Source organism: Rossellomorea sp. RS05, from assembly GCF_039822645.1.
In the GTDB taxonomy this organism is placed as follows: domain Bacteria; phylum Bacillota; class Bacilli; order Bacillales; family Bacillaceae_B; genus Rossellomorea; species Rossellomorea marisflavi_B.
The window spans coordinates 315,765-334,477 of record NZ_JBDKWY010000004.1 but is presented as its reverse complement, the minus strand read 5'-3'; the positions used below and the strand labels follow the sequence as shown (position 1 = coordinate 334,477).

24 protein-coding genes are annotated in these 18,713 nt (G+C 48.1%); 10 read left to right on the top strand and 14 right to left on the bottom strand.

Annotated elements, in window-relative coordinates; genetic code table 11:
- The 3 genes from ABJ225_RS13650 to ABJ225_RS13640 form a co-directional block, all read right to left on the bottom strand.
- The coding region (locus tag ABJ225_RS13650) for an IS110 family RNA-guided transposase (protein ID WP_347320793.1) at positions 1 to 1,131 on the bottom strand (1,131 nt) is incomplete at its 3' end.
- Positions 1,132 to 1,392: 261 nt separating this feature from the next.
- A complete protein-coding gene (locus tag ABJ225_RS13645; RefSeq protein WP_347320792.1) occupies positions 1,393 to 2,802 on the bottom strand; it encodes an MFS transporter in 1,410 nt (469 codons plus the stop codon).
- A gap of 314 nt (positions 2,803 to 3,116) precedes the next feature.
- Complete coding sequence (locus ABJ225_RS13640) at positions 3,117 to 3,365, bottom strand: hypothetical protein (RefSeq protein ID WP_056533799.1); 249 nt, start codon at positions 3,363 to 3,365, stop codon at positions 3,117 to 3,119.
- Positions 3,366 to 3,470: 105 nt separating this feature from the next.
- Here ABJ225_RS13640 and ABJ225_RS13635 point away from each other — a divergent pair, with 105 nt between their 5' ends.
- Positions 3,471 to 3,665: a hypothetical protein gene (locus ABJ225_RS13635; protein WP_347320791.1), complete on the top strand. Its 195-nt coding sequence runs from the start codon at positions 3,471 to 3,473 to the stop codon at positions 3,663 to 3,665.
- A gap of 83 nt (positions 3,666 to 3,748) precedes the next feature.
- Here the strand turns inward: ABJ225_RS13635 and ABJ225_RS13630 are convergent, their stop codons facing one another.
- The 6 genes from ABJ225_RS13630 to ABJ225_RS13605 form a co-directional block, all read right to left on the bottom strand.
- The gene (locus ABJ225_RS13630; RefSeq protein ID WP_347320790.1) at positions 3,749 to 4,612 is read right to left on the bottom strand and encodes a GNAT family N-acetyltransferase; all 864 of its coding nucleotides are present in this window, start codon (positions 4,610 to 4,612) and stop codon (positions 3,749 to 3,751) included.
- A 153-nt stretch (positions 4,613 to 4,765) separates the two neighbouring features.
- On the bottom strand, positions 4,766 to 5,446 hold the full coding sequence (locus ABJ225_RS13625) for a metal-dependent hydrolase (protein ID WP_238284379.1): 681 nt from the start codon (positions 5,444 to 5,446) through the stop codon (positions 4,766 to 4,768).
- 174 nt (positions 5,447 to 5,620) lie between these two features.
- Entirely contained in the window at positions 5,621 to 6,202 is a 582-nt protein-coding gene (locus tag ABJ225_RS13620; protein WP_347320789.1) for a histidine phosphatase family protein, read from the bottom strand.
- Between the two features lie 3 nt (positions 6,203 to 6,205).
- Positions 6,206 to 6,622, bottom strand: a complete 417-nt coding sequence (locus tag ABJ225_RS13615; RefSeq protein ID WP_347320788.1) for a GNAT family N-acetyltransferase — start codon at positions 6,620 to 6,622, stop codon at positions 6,206 to 6,208.
- Complete coding sequence (locus ABJ225_RS13610) at positions 6,615 to 6,815, bottom strand: hypothetical protein (protein ID WP_347320787.1); 201 nt, start codon at positions 6,813 to 6,815, stop codon at positions 6,615 to 6,617. Before ABJ225_RS13610 ends, ABJ225_RS13615 begins: the two co-directional genes overlap by 8 nt.
- A gap of 142 nt (positions 6,816 to 6,957) precedes the next feature.
- On the bottom strand, positions 6,958 to 7,296 hold the full coding sequence (locus ABJ225_RS13605; protein WP_218245501.1) for a YolD-like family protein: 339 nt from the start codon (positions 7,294 to 7,296) through the stop codon (positions 6,958 to 6,960).
- A 203-nt stretch (positions 7,297 to 7,499) separates the two neighbouring features.
- Here ABJ225_RS13605 and ABJ225_RS13600 point away from each other — a divergent pair, with 203 nt between their 5' ends.
- From ABJ225_RS13600 to ABJ225_RS13590, 3 genes are all read left to right on the top strand, one after another.
- The gene (locus tag ABJ225_RS13600; RefSeq protein WP_218245500.1) at positions 7,500 to 7,934 is read left to right on the top strand and encodes a YybH family protein; all 435 of its coding nucleotides are present in this window, start codon (positions 7,500 to 7,502) and stop codon (positions 7,932 to 7,934) included.
- Between the two features lie 174 nt (positions 7,935 to 8,108).
- Positions 8,109 to 8,561: a VOC family protein gene (locus tag ABJ225_RS13595; RefSeq protein ID WP_347320786.1), complete on the top strand. Its 453-nt coding sequence runs from the start codon at positions 8,109 to 8,111 to the stop codon at positions 8,559 to 8,561.
- Between the two features lie 290 nt (positions 8,562 to 8,851).
- Positions 8,852 to 9,847, top strand: coding sequence for a DUF4236 domain-containing protein (locus tag ABJ225_RS13590; RefSeq protein WP_481900623.1), 996 nt, complete (start codon positions 8,852 to 8,854; stop codon positions 9,845 to 9,847).
- A gap of 61 nt (positions 9,848 to 9,908) precedes the next feature.
- Here ABJ225_RS13590 and ABJ225_RS13585 read toward each other — a convergent pair whose 3' ends face one another.
- Complete coding sequence (locus tag ABJ225_RS13585; RefSeq protein WP_347320784.1) at positions 9,909 to 10,568, bottom strand: DUF4097 family beta strand repeat-containing protein; 660 nt, start codon at positions 10,566 to 10,568, stop codon at positions 9,909 to 9,911.
- Between the two features lie 194 nt (positions 10,569 to 10,762).
- On the opposite strand from ABJ225_RS13585, the gene ABJ225_RS13580 reads away from it, so the two are divergent.
- Genes ABJ225_RS13580 through ABJ225_RS13570 form a run of 3 tightly spaced genes read left to right on the top strand, consistent with a single transcriptional unit; the run spans position 10,763 to position 12,301 of the window.
- Positions 10,763 to 10,915, top strand: coding sequence for a hypothetical protein (locus ABJ225_RS13580; RefSeq protein WP_347320783.1), 153 nt, complete (start codon positions 10,763 to 10,765; stop codon positions 10,913 to 10,915).
- A 5-nt stretch (positions 10,916 to 10,920) separates the two neighbouring features.
- Positions 10,921 to 11,664, top strand: coding sequence for a MerR family transcriptional regulator (locus ABJ225_RS13575; protein ID WP_347320782.1), 744 nt, complete (start codon positions 10,921 to 10,923; stop codon positions 11,662 to 11,664).
- Entirely contained in the window at positions 11,654 to 12,301 is a 648-nt protein-coding gene (locus tag ABJ225_RS13570; protein ID WP_347320781.1) for a GAP family protein, read from the top strand. The genes ABJ225_RS13575 and ABJ225_RS13570 overlap by 11 nt, the downstream gene beginning before the upstream one ends.
- A gap of 44 nt (positions 12,302 to 12,345) precedes the next feature.
- On the opposite strand, the gene ABJ225_RS13565 is transcribed toward ABJ225_RS13570, so the two are convergent.
- The 4 genes from ABJ225_RS13565 to ABJ225_RS13550 form a co-directional block, all read right to left on the bottom strand.
- The gene (locus tag ABJ225_RS13565) at positions 12,346 to 13,737 is read right to left on the bottom strand and encodes a GntP family permease (protein WP_347320780.1); all 1,392 of its coding nucleotides are present in this window, start codon (positions 13,735 to 13,737) and stop codon (positions 12,346 to 12,348) included.
- A gap of 78 nt (positions 13,738 to 13,815) precedes the next feature.
- The gene (pdxA, locus tag ABJ225_RS13560; protein ID WP_079515040.1) at positions 13,816 to 14,829 is read right to left on the bottom strand and encodes a 4-hydroxythreonine-4-phosphate dehydrogenase PdxA; all 1,014 of its coding nucleotides are present in this window, start codon (positions 14,827 to 14,829) and stop codon (positions 13,816 to 13,818) included.
- Positions 14,826 to 16,133, bottom strand: coding sequence for a four-carbon acid sugar kinase family protein (locus ABJ225_RS13555; protein WP_347320779.1), 1,308 nt, complete (start codon positions 16,131 to 16,133; stop codon positions 14,826 to 14,828). The genes pdxA and ABJ225_RS13555 overlap by 4 nt, the downstream gene beginning before the upstream one ends.
- Positions 16,134 to 16,155: 22 nt before the next feature.
- Positions 16,156 to 16,914, bottom strand: a complete 759-nt coding sequence (locus ABJ225_RS13550; RefSeq protein ID WP_347320798.1) for a DeoR/GlpR family DNA-binding transcription regulator — start codon at positions 16,912 to 16,914, stop codon at positions 16,156 to 16,158.
- A gap of 408 nt (positions 16,915 to 17,322) precedes the next feature.
- Here ABJ225_RS13550 and ABJ225_RS13545 point away from each other — a divergent pair, with 408 nt between their 5' ends.
- The 3 genes from ABJ225_RS13545 to ABJ225_RS13535 all read left to right on the top strand — a co-directional run bounded on the left by ABJ225_RS13545 (position 17,323) and on the right by ABJ225_RS13535 (position 18,578).
- Positions 17,323 to 17,733, top strand: a complete 411-nt coding sequence (locus ABJ225_RS13545) for a hypothetical protein (protein ID WP_347320778.1) — start codon at positions 17,323 to 17,325, stop codon at positions 17,731 to 17,733.
- 139 nt (positions 17,734 to 17,872) lie between these two features.
- Complete coding sequence (locus ABJ225_RS13540; protein WP_347320777.1) at positions 17,873 to 18,349, top strand: DUF2975 domain-containing protein; 477 nt, start codon at positions 17,873 to 17,875, stop codon at positions 18,347 to 18,349.
- A 10-nt stretch (positions 18,350 to 18,359) separates the two neighbouring features.
- A complete protein-coding gene (locus ABJ225_RS13535; RefSeq protein ID WP_218245493.1) occupies positions 18,360 to 18,578 on the top strand; it encodes a helix-turn-helix domain-containing protein in 219 nt (72 codons plus the stop codon).
- Positions 18,579 to 18,713: the final 135 nt, after the last annotated feature.

The following is an 18,713-nucleotide window of genomic DNA, read 5'->3' as shown; positions in this document are numbered from 1 at the left end:
GCGATGTTCACTATAGTAATCGTACAGGGACCGAAACGCTGGTATGGCGTGTAAAATCGGGAAAATCGCCTTATATATCAAGGAGCGTAGCCGTTTCCGCCCGCGTTTCGATAATCGTTTGTTCCCTTCTTTTTTTCCCGAGGAATTGGTGACTAACGTAAGACCCGCTAATTTAAGAATTTGGCGTGGACTCTTATAGTGTGAAAAGGCTCCTATTTCTGAAAGGATTTCTACTACGGTGTTTTCTCCAATACCAGGGACCGAAAGGAACAGATCGAAATCTGTCATCTGTTTCGCCAACGTCACTAACTGCTTTTCTATGCTTTCCAGTTGTTCTTCAAGCAGCTTCATCTGTGTCAATAGAATTTGGATCTCTGCCCGTGCCATTTCAGGACTCTCCTGATAGCCAATAGATGTGGCCGCGACATCAAGAAGCTTAGTAAGGTTTTTAACCGAGAAATGCTTACCTCCCAGGTTCTTGAGGTTCTCCAAGAGCTTCTCAGGATCTTCTCTCACAAGGTCTTCCGGAAGAGGATAAGAAGAAAGAACAGTGGAGGCGTTCATTCCAATGGACTTATAAACCGAAATAAACTCAGGGAAATATAGATCAATCCATCGCTTGATCCGGTTTTGAGTCGACGCTCCTTGTTTTTTCAGACGAGCCCTAAATGCCGAACCATGACGCAACTCTGCTTCAATAGGAGTCATGTCACGAGGAATACTGTAATAGCCTTGCGGTATCATCTTGGCAATGACACGAGCATCTTTCGGATCGTTTTTACTCTGTAGGTTGTCATCCAATTCTTTGGTTTGCTTCACATGGAGAGGGTTGACGAGAACAAAGCGAATGCCCCGATCCGTAAGGTACGAGGATAAATTCATCCAGTAATGACCGGTAGGTTCAAATCCAACGACTACATTCTTCTTTTGATGAGATTCCATCACCTTTAGGATGGTAGCGTAAAAGGTTTCAAAGCCTTGTCTGGACTGACGGAATGAGAAGCTTTTCTTGACCTCCCTACCTCGTTCATCCACTGCGCAGGCATAATGTACACACTTGGCGATGTCGACTCCAATCACCAATGTGTCCTCAGAAATTTGATTAATGCGTTCATTTCGATTATCATGCATGTTAAAGATCCTCCTTTTTGTGTGTGGCTTCGCACCTGCATCATAAAGGAGGATCTTTTTTTGTGCAATAGGTCCATACTTTCCCCACAGGAATAGCTCCTGCGGGAAGAGTAGCTGATGTGAGACCCCGCAGGCTTGCCGAGGAGGCTCACAGGCTACCCGCGGAAAGCGAAGTCTTGCACGGAAATCATGAGCGGTATTAAAAGGATATAGTTATCGTCATTAAAGGGTTCTCTTTTTTCAATCCTTTACTGAATATCCTTACCCTTTTTCATCCTGCTCATCCTTCCACCATAGTGATTCTTCAGGATTCTCTACGGCTTCTCTGTAATCTGATTTAGTCGCAACAGTCGGATACGATCCTTTGAGGGACTTACCGGACGTACTCGTGAACATGAACAAGATGATGAAGAAACCGATGACGCTGACAATGGTTAGATACCATGCAGGTGCCAAGTTGTTCCCTGTTTGGTGTACAAGCCATGTGGCAACCAAAGGGGTCGTCCCACCAAAGATGGAGACCGAGACATTGAATGTGACGGATAAGGTGCGATAGCGTACATCACTGAAGAACATGGAAGGCAACGTTCCAGGCATGGTTCCTTCATAGCTCGCCAGTAGTATACCTAAGATCAAAATGCCCAGTGAGACGAAGAGCAGACCATTGAGGTTGACTAAGTAAAAAGCAAAAGCGGACAGGAGCGACAGGCCACCCAAACCAATCAAGATGGTCGCTTTGTTGCCGATCTTATCGCTCAGTTTCCCGAACATGAGGGCCAATGGAATCATGATGACCATGACACCTGTGATCAGGACCGTTCCCGTCGTGCTGGACAATCCGACGATTTCATCTAGATAAGAAGGCATATACGATAACAGCATATAATTCGTTATGTTAAAGAATGCTACTGCAACGAAACAAACGATAATGTCCTTTTTATGGTTCTTGAAGATCGACACAAAACTTTCTTTTTTCTCATCCTCATTATCATTGGCAAGTTCATTTTCGAAAATCGGTGATTCCTCCAAGCTCTTCCTTAAGTACAATCCAACAAGCCCCAAAGGCAAACCAAGCAAGAATGGAATTCTCCAGCCCCACGAACTCATTTGATCATCTGATAGCGTGATGAAAAGGATACTCGCAAGGAGAGAGGCCAAGATATAGCCGGTAAGGGTTCCGATTTCCAACCCACTAGCGAGGATATTCCGTTTATTATCCGGTGAAGATTCTGCAATATACACCATGGCTCCAGCATATTCACCGCCAGTTGAGAATCCTTGGATGATCCTTGCAACAAGCAGCAATATCGGGGCCCATACCCCAATCTGATCATAAGTAGGAAGCAGCCCGATCAATAAAGTGGAACAAGCCATCAAGATGATCGTGGTCGTTAGTACGACCTTCCTCCCTAACTTATCACCGATCCGTCCGAAAATAATACCGCCAAGCGGACGCATCAAAAAGGCAATGGCGAACGTTCCGAATGTGAAGATCAGCTTCAGTTCATCATTCTGGACAGGACTGAAAAAATTCTGACTGATGATAACGGCTAAATATGAATACAAACCAAAATCAAACCATTCCATCGCATTCCCTACACCCGTTGCGAAGACACTCTTCTTGGCCTTTTCAATACTAACAACGTTGATCTTCTTCTTATTGAATTTCATATACTATTGTCAACTCCTTTGATGTGGATGGATTTCTACATGAAATACCAGGTTGCCTGAATAATCGTTTATGGTTTTACTTCTACTTACTGAAAAGGCCTGTTACTGTATGATAGTACCCTCTATTCAAGAAATGTATTCCTCCTTAATAAACAGGCTTATTGTCATGTGTAAAGTATGCCAGCATAGAAATCCAAAGACAGTTACCTTAGTATTTGCCACAACCCCTATTGCTATTAGCAACGCGAACCCGATATAAAAAACAAAGCAGCCTCCATTGGGAGACTGCTTTGTTCGGGTGGTGCATGCGTCATTTATGATTTCTTTTTCTGATAAAACGAATAGCCTGTGAATCCAATCCCCACCACAGCCATGAGTATCGAAAAGACTAACGGAACGGTTCCGATCCTGCGAAACGCCGTCCCGAACACACCGTAGCGCGAATCCCAACCAAACCCTTCTTTGCTAAGAACCGTGGAATAAATCGCTGCGGTAATCAACGTCGATCCATATAAAATGGCACTGGATAAGATCAGCACCAACCCTGTCGCAAGTTTCTTCATGAGTATTCCCCCGATGTCTGATTTTGGACGACGCATGGGGACGGTTCCCATGCGTCACGTTTTTGACACACAGGAACCGTCCCCACACGTCATGCATAAAACCCAATGGCATTCAAGATCGCGACCCCGACCACCGTCACCAGGATCCCCGTCAACGCCGCAACGAAGGCCGACTTCATCTTCCTCGTATCCCACCATACCGTCACCCCGACGATGACCGTGAAGATCAACCCGAAAAAGATCGACGCCATGGGATTCGTCGGCGTAAGCCAGTCGTACCAGGATAGAAAGTCCATATAACTCACCCTCACTCCGGAACACCTTACATATATAATTTCACATAAAGGAAATAATTCCTTTTTACTAAATGGGGTCGGTTCACATCAAGCCTGCGCCGTCAACGGATGCTTCACCCCCTCGGGGATCCCTTCCCCAATCTTCATGGGCAGAACGAACAGCACCTCATCCCCTTCGAATACATCTGTCCGCATCCCTTCCGTCTCCTCCGGTGTGAAGTGAAAGACGATCTGCCGCGTATCATCGTCTGCAAGCTTTTCGGCAATCTTTCGGACATCCACGGTTTCGCGGCATGCGACATCAAACAGATCAAGCCGCTCCCCGTCACGCTGGAACATCACCACCGTGCCTTCTTCCTCAAGATAATAGAGATCCAGGAAGGAATAGAGAGCATAGAACATGAACAGCTCACCTGTGTTTCTCATCCCGAAGCGAGTGGATACCGGCAGCCTGTCCCTGGCGATCCCATATGCCAGATCGCGGTCTGCTTTCTCCTCCATATCAAGCTTCCTCATGCTCACTTCACCTGCGGTGCCTGGCACCATGCTGAATAGCGTTTCCTGCTGTGCCCGGAAGCCAAACTTCGGATAAAACTCCAAGACGTTTTGGTTCGCAAACAGATAGACAAAATCGACTTGATCCCGGTACTCATCCAGCACTTTCACCAGAAGGTCCTTAGATAACCCACGATTCCGGTAGTCGGGATGGGTCATGACGGTCCCAATTTGGATCGCCTTCTTTTCTTCTCCTTCTATAGTAAAGTCGATCAGGTTCACGGACACGTTGGCAATGACCCGGTCTCCTTCGATAAAGGAAAATGGCACGTATTTCTCTGTCCAGTATCCCCTCTCATACCACTGCCCAAAATGGATGCCGAATGTGTCATCGGCAAGCTGGTTGAAGCTGTCACGTAAGTTCTGATTCTCCCGAACGTTCTTCCTGAATTCCACGTACATTCTCCTTCGCTTTGTCAATTTCAACTAACGCTGCTACCTGTTCCTTCTATCATAACAAAAGGAAAATTATAACAAAACTATTTTTTCACTCAACAAAAAATCACCCGGAACCTCCTGTGAAGGTCCCGGATGATTCCGGTGATGATCTTATAGATCGATGGTGTCTCCTGCTTTCATGACGCGGCCTTTGCTGTCTTCAAGCATCTCGACGAATTTATGCGGATCCTGCTTGATCGGCGGGAATGTATCGTAATGGACAGGAACGACTTCCTTCGCTTTCAAGAACTTAGCGGCAAGTGCTGCATCCTCTGGTCCCATCGTGAAATTATCCCCGATTGGAAGGAAAGCAAGGTCGATCGGATGGCGTTCACCGATCAGCTTCATGTCGGAAAACAAACCTGTATCTCCTGCGTGGTAAATCGTCTTCCCTTCAGCCATCAAGAGGAAGCCTGCCGGCATGCCGGTATAGATGATTTCGTTATCTTCTGTTGTATAGCTTGAGCTATGGAATGCCTGGGTGAATTTCACCTTACCGAAGTCGAACTCTCGCGCTCCGCCGATTGACATCGGATGAGTATTGAGGCCCTGAAGGCCAAGATAGTTCGCCAGCTCGTTCGGTGCAATCACCAAGGAGTCATTCCTTTTCGCGATGGCGACAGTATCACCCACGTGGTCGTTATGTCCGTGGGTCAGGATGATCACATCAGCTTTGACGTCATCTGCATTTAGATCGGTATATTCATTCCCGTTGATGAACGGATCAACAAGGATCGTTTTTCCGTTGGTTTCGAATTTCACCACTGAGTGGCCATGATATGAGATCTTCATCATTATCTCCCCGCTTCCGTAAATGTTTACAGACGTAGTTTACCCGTTTGATCAGCCGGTAAAACAGAATGGCCCTTTACAATGAACACTTCTTCGGATTGCTGAACCGATTGAAAATCATCCGTGAACAGAACGCATGACTACCGGCTGCTGTGAGGCAGCCTCTTGTAGCGTTCACTGTCCATACTGCTCCCTGATCCAGCCCGCATCATTTAAGAAGTCGGCTCTGGATAGCGTTTCTCTTCTCAGTCGCTCCCGGTACGCTGTGATCGTCCCGTCATGGGATACCACGTACACGTGATGGGCGCCCTGATCCTCGATCCATCGTAAAAAGATGTCGGCCCATTCCGAAAACTCGTCATGAGGCATGACATTGATTCCCGACGCACACATATCCGGGTCCATCCCGAATTTCACTTCAAAGTCAGGGAACTCGTTCCGGATGGTCTTCAGGTCCAACATCCGATCGCATGGCAATGTCACTGCCCCCGGCTTTTGCGGGAACATCCTCGGGGACACCAACGGATGCACGACCCGCCTGCACCCCGATTCACCGGCAATCAAGGAGGCCGTTTGCAAGGTTCTCCGCACAGGGCTCACAACCACCAGATCATCCTTCGTAACAGTGAAGACCGTTGAAAGGCTCCTTGCCTGTTCCTTCCCCGCTTCCGTCAATGACGGATCCTCCAACTGCAAGCTTTCCGGCAGGCTCAGCGTATGCTCCCCCTGCCCATGTCGGATGAATGTGATCTCCATTGGCTACCCCTCCTTTGACGCTTGCGTCATTTCCATGATCACATACGCCTTGTCGCCTTTGGTGAAGTGGCGGTCGGTTTCACGCAACCCGAACCGGCTATAGAAGCCGGCTTTTTCAGTACGTGCGTTGCACCAGATGCGGCGGATGCCCTTAGCTTTCAATTCTTCAAGTACATGTTCAAGTAGTCGGCTCCCGTAGCCCTTTCCCTGCTCTTCTTCAAGGGTGGCAAACTTCCTGAACTGACACTCCTTTTCCTCGATGAAGAGGGAGATGACGGACTTCAGATCACCTTCATGAAAGAGTCCGTAGTGCAGGGCCGATTCATCGCCCTCTACTTTGATATAGTCATAGGGTCGGTCCGGCCACATGACGGTGTGGCGGAGCTCCCAGGCTTGCGGATGCTCGATTTGTTTAATCATGTAAGGCTCTCCTTTTGGATGCACGTTTGATTGTTAAAAAGTTGGAACTGATGGCCACTAGGGCACCGATGATCAACCCCATCTTCCAATAACCTTCCTCAGTGAATTCTGAATACAGAAAAGAGCTTAGTACAAATAGGATGAACCCCATCGTAAAAAGAATTTTCCCCGTCATGGTGAATTTCTTCAACATGATTTCACCCCCCATTATCTCTTCTTGATCAATAACCGCTCGTAAAAGCACTTCTCTATTACCATATCATATCCTCCGTATGATTTCCTTTTATTTCCCATAAACAAAGACACTCACGATTACGCAAGTGTCCCTTCCTTTCTTATTCCACTACATCCACCGAAATCAGGTCCTCCACGCGTACCCGGACGAACCCCTCATCGCCGCACTCAAGCATCACATTCCGGTCCCGTTCATTCAGATAATGAATCGTACCCGTCTTCATTTCACATTTCCCTTTCAATTCATTCCATATTTTCATCCGCAGGGGAAGGTGGTACTCCATGGCATAGCGGATCCGCTCCTCCATCTCGCTCAAGGCGAAGATGTCGACCTCAGGCTTCGGGTCGCGCTCGAATACCTCCCATATATCCCTCAGTTCCTTGACGTGCTCCGGGAGCATGAGCGACGTCCATTTGATTTTCCCTCTGTCTCTTATCATTCCAATCACCTCTGTCCGTTAGTATAACCGAACGTTTGTTCCTTTACGAAATGAGACGTATTGAGACAGAAGGCTTATAGGCTGCCAATTTTCCCCACCTATTTACCTAGATGATTAAACGGGATAATTCCTTTTAAAAAAAGGAATTAACCAGGTAGCCTCGAATGACTAGTCGAGATGCTTTTTAGAGAGGGGTACTCAAAATGAAAAATGGTGCCGCAAAAGATGTTCTTGAAGTATACAAAACGGCCGTTTACGAACAGGATGTGGAGAAATTCTTATCTGCGCATGCCGAGGATGTTCACATTTATGATTGTTGGGGCGACTGGGAATGCAGAGGGATCTCCGAGTGGAGAAAGAATGTGATCGAATGGTTTACAGGTTTGAATGAGGAAGGCGAGATCCTCAAAGCCCTATTTAATGAAATAAAGGTGGAGGAAAGCGATACAGTCGCTTTTGTTCATTGTGAAGTGGTGTTTGCTGCGTATACGAAAGAATCGGAAGAAAAACTTCGACAGATTGCGAACCGGTTTACATTCGGTCTCAAAAAGATTGAGGGGTCTTGGGTCATCGCCCATCAACATTCTTCGTTGCCGATCGATATGAACACCGGAAAAGGAATGTTCCACCTGAGATGAAAACCGAAAAAGCTTCTTCCCTCCACACAATTGCTGAAGGGACGAAGCTTTTTTCTAATGGGAGGAACCTCTCTATCCCCTTGACCTCCACCTTATGTCTCATACCAACCCGGCCATTTGCCCGTCGAATCCACCCGTTCGTCAAGGTACAGTATAGAAAAGGAGGTCATGACCATGATCAAAGGATTATACGAAGCCCATCTTCCCGTAAGGAGCGTAGATCGTTCCATCACCTTCTACGAGGGGCTGGGTTTGGAGCTCTCCCACCGCGCAGGGGACGGGCTTGCGTTCATGTGGATCGAGAAAGAAAGAAGCTGGCTCGGGCTATGGGATACGGATTGCGTGGAACTCGCGTATCACCCTTCCATCCGACATGTTGCCTTTCAGGTGGCCCTCGACGAGCTGAAACAATCCGTCGCTTGGCTCACTGAACGGGGATGTTCTCCACGGCGGGCGTTCGGCTTTGAGCCGGTGGAACCCTTCGTGATGGCACACAACGGGATGGCCCACGCAAAAATCCACTTCCCCGATCCCGATGGCAACAGTCTGGAGCTGATCTGCCCCCTTGAAAATCCAGGAGATGTGAACGGGATGATGTATTTGAGTGAGTGGGAGGCAATACACTGAGTGGCGCATGGGGACGGACCCTACGCACAGTTTTTTAAATACATAGGGACCCTATGATGTTAGGGAAGCGTTGTGCCCAGCAAACGTTCTTCTGTTCAGGGCAGGTACCTATTATTGATTCCAAGTATTCTATCTTTTACATATAATCGAAAATTCCATTTCAAAACCCCTGCTAAAATTCCTGTATGGTTTAATGGTATAGTAAGTTTACCAAACTCTAACATTTACTATACACTGACTAGGTATGACGAAAGGAGAAGATGAAAGTGGGTTTCCGTTTTAGAAAGAGCATGAAGATCGCACCGGGCGTACGGATGAATCTTAGTACAAAAGGTGTCGGCATGTCGGTCGGCGGGAAGGGATTGAGGGTTAATACAAGTTCTCGCGGGGTGAGTGTCGGGGCAAGCATACCAGGAACCGGATTATCTTATCAGAAACGCCTGTCATCTACGCAAAACAACCGAAACCATGTCCAGGTACAATACAACGGTGTTCAGGTTGAGGAGTACGAAGCCTACATTGCTTCCATTACGCATCTACATGAAGACGCCTTGCAACCTGTCGATTGGCCGGGTATTAGGGATACGCTCCCTCCCTTTTCACAAGGAGAAGACGGTCCCCGCGTGGTCGAAGCAAAGCAAAAACTTGCCTCTTTCGAACCCAACTGGATCGACCGCTTGTTTAAAAGAATAGAAGCACGACAAGCAAAAATGCAAAAAGAACTGACTGATAGCCAGAAAGTTGATGACGCATCGTACGCGGAATGGGTAGCTAAGACGTCCCTTGCCCAGAATGTTTTGAATGGTGACAGGGACGCATGGATCAGCGCTCTAGAGCGTCATCATATTTTCACCATCTTTGATGAACTGGGAAACGATATCGCATTTACCATCCTCGATAATGAGAGTGTATTAGTGGACTTGACCATTAATGTGGATCCGATTCCTGAGAATGCCTTGTCCCTTACGAAGACTGGTAAGCTCTCATCTAGAAAAATGGCAAAAGGAAAATACCTTCAGCTCCTGCAAGATTATGTGTGCAGTTCTGTGCTCAGAATTGGCTTGGATCTTATCCACTGCCTCCCGGTTGAAAACGTCGTCGTAAATGTCCTTGGTGAATCCCAAGCAGAAGAAGGCGCATCGGGGTGCCTCCTCAGCGTCAGCCTCAACCGCACCGGACTTTTAAACCTTACTGAAACAAGCCCATCCACCCTGATTGAAACCTTCCATCCCAACATGAAATTCCTAAAAACCAAAGGCTTCAAGCTAGTAGAAAAGTGGCACTAAATGTATGGCACATGGGGACGGTTCCCATGTGCCATTTTTTTGACATATGGGGACGGACACTTCACTCCACCCGCACCCCACCAGACCTTGTCTCAATCTTCACCTCATGGCTTCCGCCTCCCGACACCCCACTGACCCCTTTTTTCGAGGTCGATTTCCCGTCCAGGTCCACGCCGATTGACTGGCTTCCACTGTTCGTCGACACATCAAGCTTCAAGTCGGGGCGTTCCTCGTCAAACCTCACCGATGCCTTGCCACTTCTCGTCTTCACCGAAACCGGCGCCTGAAGTTCTGCCACATGGAGATCCACATTGCCACTGCTCGTTTCCACCTCGATCCGGTGACGCCCGAGCTCTTCTCCTGAAACATTCCCAGATGAACCATCAAGAACGAGTGTCCCATTGAAGCTCTCTGGGATTCGCACTTCCAGAGAAGGCTTCTTCTTCAGATTCACCAGTCGAATGGCATTACTGTCCACCTTGATCGTCAATCGGTCTCCGTTCCGGTCAAGGCTGACGCCGGGACCGCTGTCATACACCGTCATATGGGTCTCCACCTCATCCCCCTCGCCAACCGTGACCTTCACATTCGTACTCGCAAAATCGACGGCAACCTCCCCCAATTCCGCTGCCGATTCCTTCTGTACAAATACCTCTTCCGATCCTCCTCGGCAACCCGCAAGTATCACGGCACTCAAAATCATCATCATGATCTTTTTCATACTCCTGCCTCCTTTTGCGCGTAAGTTCATTGGGATGATTCCGATGCTTCAAAGAAGTGGCGCATCGGAACCGTCCTCATCTGTCATACCCATTATAAAAGATGACGCTGCGTCACCTTCAACTGATAAGGTGTTTCGTTCTTGCAAGTGACGTACCGTCATCTTTTATACTGAAAAAAAGGAGGAGATTCGGAATGAAGAAAGAAGATATGGTGATATACGGATGCGTCATCGTCGGTGCCGGGATCGGACTTGTATTCGATGCGGCCATTCCTGGTGTGCTTGTGGGACTCGGACTGGGCTACTTGCTAAAATCGGGAATGGCGACGAAGGATAGAGAGGAATGATGAGGGTGCTTCATATCAATGAAGTGAAGAAAATGAGCGGGGTGTCGGTACGGACGCTCAGGTATTATGATCAAATCGGCCTGCTGATTCCTGCAGGGAAGACGAACGGCGGACACCGTCTCTATACATCGGCGGAACTGAAGAAGCTTCAACAGATTCAGTTCCTTAAGTCGATCGGATTCCAGCTTTCCGAAATCGGACAGATCCTTGTATCAAAAGAGTGGGACTGGGCGGAGAGCCTGAATAAGCAACTGTCCTATATCCTCAATGAAAAGGACCGGTTGGCTGATATTGAAAAATCCCTGCGAGAGCTCATGAACGGCCTCGCGATTGACGGGGAAGAATTCCAAATCTCGAAGATCATGAGCCTGTATGCCAGGGGCAAGAAAGATTCCCTCCTGAAGTCGCGGGATAACTGGGATGTGCATGACGAACGCGTACTTGAGCGCCTGCCGAATATGAATAGCACCGACCCCGATTCCCTTGAGTGGATCGCCCTCCTCGGTCAGCTCAAGAAGTATATGGACCTCGGGCCATCCCACCCCAGAATCCAGGGCATCATCCACCGCATGGATGAGAAGCGCGCCCTCGACTTCGACGGCGAAGATGCGTTCCTCGATCAGCTCTGGGAGATCCGCATGTGCCCCGAGAAATCCGAAGAACACCGCCTCTATCCTGTCGATCAGGATGTCCTCGAGCTGATGGCCGAAGCGTACGACCTCTATCTGGAGGAAACGGATGGAAACTGAACTCCTCCTCTACCTCGGCGGCCTGGCCCTTCTAGACACCCTGAGCCCGACAATCATCGGCGTCACACTCTATCTGCTTTTAGGGAATCCACCAAAGAGCGCATCCCGTCTCTTCGTCTATCTGTTCACCGTGGCCACCCTTTACATAGCCCTCGGCATTGTCATGATGCTCGGCTTCACGACGATACTCGACGCCTTCAGCTCACTGACCGAGCATGTCATCGTCAGCAGGACCCTGTTCGCCATCGGGGTAATCCTCTTCATCGCAAGCTTCTTCATCCCTACCAACAAGAAGCGCACCATCCCGCTGCCGAAAACGGAGAGCCTCCTGTCGATCACCCTCATCGGCCTCACCACCTTCGTCATCGAAGCCGGCACCGCCTTCCCATATTTCGCGGCCATCGGGCTTATGACGTCTGAAGGAATTCCCCTGTATCTGTGGCTCCCCACCCTGATTGTCTATACCTTCATCATGATCCTGCCAGCTATATTGATTTTCATTGGCTATCGACTGATGGGGAAATGGCTGGAGGGACCTTTAGAGAAACTGAGGCTGAAGCTTGCGGAGCATTCGAATTCGGCTCTGAGCTGGGTGATGTGTATCGTGGGAGTGGTGTTGATCTTGAATACAATCTAAAAAACCGGATCGAATGGAGTTCGATCCGGTTTTCGTTGTATAGATCAGAAGATGAAGTCAGCTACCAACAGCATGACGAGGGATACACCCCAAGCGATAGTGGTTGGAACCGACCAGACAAGGATCTGTTCCTTTACGTTTTTGATTCCTAGCATTCTATTCAATACCCAGAACAAGCTATCATTGAAGTAGGAGAAGATCATCGCCCCAAGGGCACATGCTTGAGCAGCCAAGACAAGGTTCACATCAAGCTGGGCAATGATTGGCGCGGAGATGGATGCTGCAGTAATCATCGCAACCGTCCCACTTCCTTGAACAAGTCTTACAATCGTAGCAATCAGGAATGGCACGAGGATTGCAGGCAATGCCAGTTGAGAGATTTGCTCTGCGATATAATCTCCAGATCCACTTGCACGAAGGATGTTTCCTAGTGCTCCACCGGCTCCGGTAACGAGAAGGATGATTCCAGATGATTTAATTCCTTCTTCCATACGATCCAATGTATCCAGGCGTTTCATATTGTTGGTCAAGGTGTAGATGGCAATGATCAGACCGATTCCTACAGCGGTCACAGGGTTACCGAAGAACTTGATGTAGGATAGGAGCTGCGCGTTAACGCTCACCGTCCCCGCGTCTGCCAAGGCCGTCAGTGTAGTATTAAAGAAGATTAATAGAATCGGGAAAACAATCGGCATCAGTGACTTTGTCAAAGATGGGAGGTCCTTCGTCCGTTCCGCTTCAAGCTCTAAAAATTCAATATAGGCTTCTTGCTTAGAAGGCCGGATGAACTCATCCCCTTCTTCGGCAGGTAACTGATAGATCTTCTTCCCGATCCACTTCGCATAAAACACCCCTACAATTACAATACCCAGTCCGAAAATCAATCCAGAAAGAATCATCATCCCAATATCAACACCGAAGATTCCCGCTACTCCCAATGGACCTGGTGTCGGCGGAACCGCATGGTGGGTCGCAACGAGACCTACCCCAAGAGCCACTCCAAGTCCAACGACAGATTTACCTGTTTTTCTTGAAAGCGCTTTAACTAAAGGGTTTAAGATAACGAAGGCAGAGTCAACAAAGATCGGGATGGAAATCAGATAACCCGCTGCCGCCATGGCCCACTCTTCCTTCTTCTTTCCTAATGTTTTCACCAAGCTGTATGCCAATCGTTCAGCAGCACCCGACAGCTCGAGGATTTTCCCCATCATGACGCCAAAACCGATGACCACACCGATCGACCCCAGGGTCGTTCCAAATCCGGCCGATATCTCACCTACGACATTCTCAGGTGCCATCCCCCCGATGATTCCTGTTACGGATGCGGATATAATCAGTGCAAGGAATGCGTGAATCTTTGTTTTCACGACAAAAAAGATGAGTAAAATGACTCCGACAACTAAACCACCGATCATCTGCATAGCTGTTGCTTCCATATCCAAGTCCCCCTTGTTCGTCCTGTATTTTTAATAAGTCAAAGGCAGGACCTCTCCTGCCCCTGACGTTCCACTCTTTTATGCCATCGTTTCCCTCGTGAAGCTCGGTGCATACTGTGCTGCCAGGTGGATACATTCTTCCATGCTCTCGCTTGAGGCAATGTTTTTTCCAGCGATATCAAAGGCAGTACCGTGATCGACGGACGTGCGCAGGAACGGAAGACCATTGGTGATCGAGATGGTTTTATGGAAGTCCGTCATCTTCGCCGCGATATGACCTTGATCGTGATAGAGTGATAGAACCGCATCGTATTTACCTTGGAGAGCTTGGAAGAAGACAGAGTCAGCAGGTACCGGGCCGACTGCGCTGATTCCTTCTGCAACGGCTGCTTCGATTCCCGGCTTGATCTCATTGACTTCCTCCATGCCGAACAATCCATTCTCACCACTATGTGGGTTCAAACCGGCAACGGCGAAGTGGCGCTTTTCCACTCCAAGACGTTGAAGGGCTTTGTCACAGCGGATCAAGTAATCTTTCACACGCTCTTTTGTCATTTGATCTATGGCATCCTTCAATGAAAGATGGCGCGTAAGGAAGAAGATCCTCATGTTCCGTACTTGGAACATCGTGAGGGGATCTTTTGTATTCGTCAGTGATTCTAGCATTTCCGTGTGACCGATATAGGGCACCTTTGCCGCTTTCAGTGACTCTTTATTGATTGGAGTCGTTGCCATGGCCTGAACGGATCCTTCTGTCGCAAGCTTGACCGTATGCTGGATATATTCGAACGCAGCCTTTCCGCACTGAGCTTGTACTTCCCCATACTTCATCTCTTCAATATCGATGTTTTGAAGGTCAATGACATCAATCGTTCCATGTTCGAACTTTCCATCTTCAGGGTTTTCGATCGTATTGATCTCGAGTCCTGTCTGGGTAATGGCGATCGCTTTTCTTAGGACCGACGCATCTCCTACGACAACCGGCTTACACTCTTCGTAAATTTTTTCTGATGCCAGTGATTTAACTGTGATTTCCGGACCGATCCCTGCAGGATCTCCCATTGGAATGGCGATGATTGCTTTTTCATTCATAGTTGAACACTCCTCTTTGTGTTTTTGGTCATTAGGTATTTCACACTTGTATAAATGGCTTTTTTATCCCCGATCATGCCACCTTTGGTCACGACAGGCAATCCGTCGAGATGGCCACCGATGAAAGATCCATATGCGGCAAGTGGCAACACTTCATCCTCCAGGCGAATACCGCCTGCACGGCTGATGGCACATAGAGATGCTGTGACGTCTCCCCCACTGGAGAAGCAGCCTTGAATGTCGTTCCTTCTCTTCTCGATCACTACTCGGGTGATCTTCGCCAAGCCATCGGAGATCCTCTTAGCAAGTGCATCCTGACTGACTCCTTCTTCCAGGGCCAGCGTACGCAGGTCGAGGATCTTAGGATTGGTTGAATAAGTCGTGATGAGAAGGACCGTTTCTTGATCGATGCGCTCCAACGCTTCTGCCGTCGCCCGCTCGATCTCTGTCTCCCATGATTCAGAGAATGTTGCAAGTTTCGCAGCGTCCACGAACACCGACGAGGTATTGGTTTTATCAATCAAATAATTGATCTGTCTTCCCGTATGGGTGGTGACACTTCCGATGGTCACGACGATTTTCTTCGAATCGACCATTCGGTGGTGTGCAGATCGTGCATAGGCTGCCGTCAGCGGTCCCGGATCGATGGGGATCAATCTGCGGTCTGTGATTTCTGCCATTGCTTCGGCAATTGCTTCGATTTCCTCATCGGTGACAGCATCGAACACAAGAATACGGGTCCCCTTATCAACCTGTTCTTTTATAGCGCTTACAATTTTCTGTTTGCCTGCCAATACGGTTTCAAGACCAACGTGGCTTACTTTATTTTCACTCTGCTTTTGAATCAAGCCTGGCACGTAAGACTGGGTGATCGGCATGACAGGATCTTTTGCCACATCGGTCTCTTGCACGGGTACACCATCGACAAGAAGGTAACCGCCTGATGTGATCCTTCCCGAGCTCGGGAAGGAAGCGACCACGATGCCGATGGTGTTCTCACCTAACCGACTCAGCATCGTGTCGATCTCGTACCCGATCTTCCCCCTGACCGTACTGTCGATCCGCTTACATAGGATGCCTGCTCCCCATCGTTCCAGCTCGTCCATTGCCCGGTTGAGCCGTCGGTCGATCACCTCGTCCGGGGCGTATCGGCTGTCGGTATCGATGCAAACCGCCTCTACACCAGCATCCGCTATGATTTCCCGATCATACACAATCGTCGAAGCCGGGAAGCCCGTCTTCGTAAGGCGAACGCCGGTTGCGTTCGCTCCAGTTAAATCATCTGCTATAACGCCAATCTTCATAATCACTGCCCCCTCTGTGCTGCTATATGACTTCCACCATGTTGGAATACCTGTTCCGCATTTCAGGATTGATTCCCTCATCGACGATCATGCCTGCCAGCTCTGAGATCCCGCATACCTTGGCAAATGACTTATGCTGGAATTTACTCGAATCCGCTACAAGCCAGGTTTGCTGTGCTGAAGCCAGCATCGCTTTCTTGATAGCCGCTTTCTCATAGGTAGGGGCGGTCACACCGGCTTTTTCCTCAACGGCGTGGGCCCCTAGGAAGAACAGATCTACATGAACACCCTGGAGAAATTCTTGTGCAGATGGTCCGAAGAGCGCTCCCACTTCTGACTGCAGCTCTCCCCCGGTCACCATCACTTTGGATTTCGCTTCAAGAAGTTCAAAGGCAATACGGATATCATTGGTGATGATCGTCAGCCCTTCGATTTCTTTAATTTGCTTCGCAATTTCCAAGGTTGTCGTCCCGGAATCAAGGAACAAGGACGAACCCGGTTTTATAAGTGGGATCGCTTTGGTTGCGATCTCCCGTTTGTACTCAATGTTCTTGCTTTCCTTCCACATATACGGTGTTTCCGCTATGATCGGGTCCGGTAATACCGCGCCCCCATGCGTCCGGATCAACTTCCCTTCCTTTTCTAGAAAGGCAAGATCCCTTCGGATCGTCATGGCCGATACTCCGATATTGTCCAATAGCTCTTCCAACTCGACCTTCCCAGTCTGCTGGAGCTTTTCGATGATGATGGAATGCCGTTCTTCAGGTATCAAGAACTTCACCTCCATTTCGTTATCTTGATTTCATTATGTTCGAAACGAACAAGATAGTCAAGTTTATTTGTTTATTTTGAACATAAACAGTTAAATGATTGTTTGAATCAATCATAACTTAGAAAAAATAATTGTTACACACCCCATGCTCCTGAGACTTGTAGGGCTATCTTGATCGACTATCGTTTGTTAATTAAGTGGCTGGAGGGACCTTTAGAGAAACTGAGGCTGAAGCTTACGGAGCATTCCAATTCGGCTCTGAGCTGGGTAATGTGCATCGTGGGGGTGGTGTTGATGTTAAATACAATCTAGGATGTTGAAAAAAGAATATCATCCTGGAAACTCCCCTCTCTAATTGAAAATCTATACATCTATTTTTTCTAAATATTGTATAATGAACAAAAACGGGGTGTTTCTTTGAAACAATCAATCATTCTTTTTCTCATCATCGCACTGGTTCTGATGGCAGGCTGCGGCAAGGAAGATGAATTCCATACACATGAGATAACAGAATACAAGGATCCCCCATCCACTTACTATATGAAGGTACAATTCACTCCTAAAAACATCGGAAAAAATACGATACTCGAAGCCATCCAAGTGGGAAGCGTAGAACTCAAAGATGCTTATGTATTAGATGATCAGGACCTCAATACCGTTGAAGAATATACCACCAGAAAAATTGCCTCTCTTCCAGTCGAAATAAAGCAGGATGAACGATACTCGGTCGTTCTGATATCAGAAGATAAAGCGCTGTTTGAGACAGAAGAAATTGATTTCAGCTACAAAACGGGCTCGAAAAAATTGATCTACACTCATGAAAAGTAAAATACATCAACGAAACAGGAGTAACGTGTGCTTGAACAAGCATGGTTACTCTTTTTTATCTTTTATTAACAATTATTTATTGTAAATCAATAAACAAGGTGATATATTCATTTATAAGAAATCATAAGAGGTGACCAACATGAAACAACGTTCAACACTATTCCTCAAGGTCGTCCTGTTCTGTATGGGCATCCCCGTCTTGGTAGCATGTATCGCTGGGGCCGTGCAATTGATCCGGCATCCGGCCAATCCGGAGTACGCACCATTACTCTATCCAGCCGTTGTGCTGATCTATATCACCGTGATCCCTTTCATCATGGCACTGGTCCAATCCTATTCGCTCCTTGGGCTCATCGATCGCCAAGAGGCGTTCTCCGCTCGCTCCGTGACGATCCTGAAGAAGATCAAACGGTATGCGCTCACGGTCAGCGTTCTCTACGTTGCCGCGTTCCCGTTCGTCTTCATGGTCGCTGACAAGGATGATGCACCGGGTCTGATCCTTGTTGGGTTTGTCCCGATTTTCGCCTCCGTCGTCATCGCCGTCTTCGCTGCCGTCCTCCAAAAACTACTACGTGAAGCCATTTTCATTAAAACTGAAAATGATTTGACGGTGTGAGGAGGATACGATGGGAATCATCATTCATATCGATGTCATGCTGGCCAAACGGAAGATGAGTGTCACGGAGCTGTCCGAGAGAGTCGGCATCACCATGGCCAACCTCTCCATCCTCAAGAACGGGAAAGCCAAAGCCATCCGCCTTTCCACGCTTGAAGCCATCTGCAAAGCGCTGGACTGTCAGCCCGGCGATATTTTGGAGTATGTGAAAGAAGACGAAACATCCTGAAGAAAAACGCCATCTTCCTAACAAACGGAAGATGGCGTTTTCCTATTATGTATGCAATCTTTTATCCATCGCCTTTAAGAGAACATGCTGAATAACTTTTTTACCGCCCAATAGACCAGGCTTACACATAGTCCA

Bases quoted from the DNA above. Each gene is read 5' to 3' on its own strand.
- ABJ225_RS13645 (WP_347320792.1), bottom strand. From the start codon at position 2,802: ATGAAATTCAATAAGAAGAAGATCAACGTTGTTAGTATTGAAAAGGCC.
- ABJ225_RS13640 (WP_056533799.1), bottom strand. From the start codon at position 3,365: ATGAAGAAACTTGCGACAGGGTTGGTGCTGATCTTATCCAGTGCCATT.
- ABJ225_RS13635 (WP_347320791.1), top strand. From the start codon at position 3,471: ATGGCATTCAAGATCGCGACCCCGACCACCGTCACCAGGATCCCCGTC.
- ABJ225_RS13625 (WP_238284379.1), bottom strand. From the start codon at position 5,446: ATGAAGATCTCATATCATGGCCACTCAGTGGTGAAATTCGAAACCAAC.
- ABJ225_RS13620 (WP_347320789.1), bottom strand. From the start codon at position 6,202: ATGGAGATCACATTCATCCGACATGGGCAGGGGGAGCATACGCTGAGC.
- ABJ225_RS13615 (WP_347320788.1), bottom strand. From the start codon at position 6,622: ATGATTAAACAAATCGAGCATCCGCAAGCCTGGGAGCTCCGCCACACC.
- ABJ225_RS13610 (WP_347320787.1), bottom strand. From the start codon at position 6,815: ATGTTGAAGAAATTCACCATGACGGGGAAAATTCTTTTTACGATGGGG.
- ABJ225_RS13605 (WP_218245501.1), bottom strand. From the start codon at position 7,296: ATGATAAGAGACAGAGGGAAAATCAAATGGACGTCGCTCATGCTCCCG.
- ABJ225_RS13600 (WP_218245500.1), top strand. From the start codon at position 7,500: ATGAAAAATGGTGCCGCAAAAGATGTTCTTGAAGTATACAAAACGGCC.
- ABJ225_RS13595 (WP_347320786.1), top strand. From the start codon at position 8,109: ATGATCAAAGGATTATACGAAGCCCATCTTCCCGTAAGGAGCGTAGAT.
- ABJ225_RS13590 (WP_481900623.1), top strand. From the start codon at position 8,852: ATGAAGATCGCACCGGGCGTACGGATGAATCTTAGTACAAAAGGTGTC.
- ABJ225_RS13585 (WP_347320784.1), bottom strand. From the start codon at position 10,568: ATGAAAAAGATCATGATGATGATTTTGAGTGCCGTGATACTTGCGGGT.
- ABJ225_RS13580 (WP_347320783.1), top strand. From the start codon at position 10,763: ATGAAGAAAGAAGATATGGTGATATACGGATGCGTCATCGTCGGTGCC.
- ABJ225_RS13570 (WP_347320781.1), top strand. From the start codon at position 11,654: ATGGAAACTGAACTCCTCCTCTACCTCGGCGGCCTGGCCCTTCTAGAC.
- ABJ225_RS13565 (WP_347320780.1), bottom strand. From the start codon at position 13,737: ATGGAAGCAACAGCTATGCAGATGATCGGTGGTTTAGTTGTCGGAGTC.
- pdxA (WP_079515040.1), bottom strand. From the start codon at position 14,829: ATGAATGAAAAAGCAATCATCGCCATTCCAATGGGAGATCCTGCAGGG.
- ABJ225_RS13555 (WP_347320779.1), bottom strand. From the start codon at position 16,133: ATGAAGATTGGCGTTATAGCAGATGATTTAACTGGAGCGAACGCAACC.
- ABJ225_RS13540 (WP_347320777.1), top strand. From the start codon at position 17,873: ATGAAACAACGTTCAACACTATTCCTCAAGGTCGTCCTGTTCTGTATG.
- ABJ225_RS13535 (WP_218245493.1), top strand. From the start codon at position 18,360: ATGGGAATCATCATTCATATCGATGTCATGCTGGCCAAACGGAAGATG.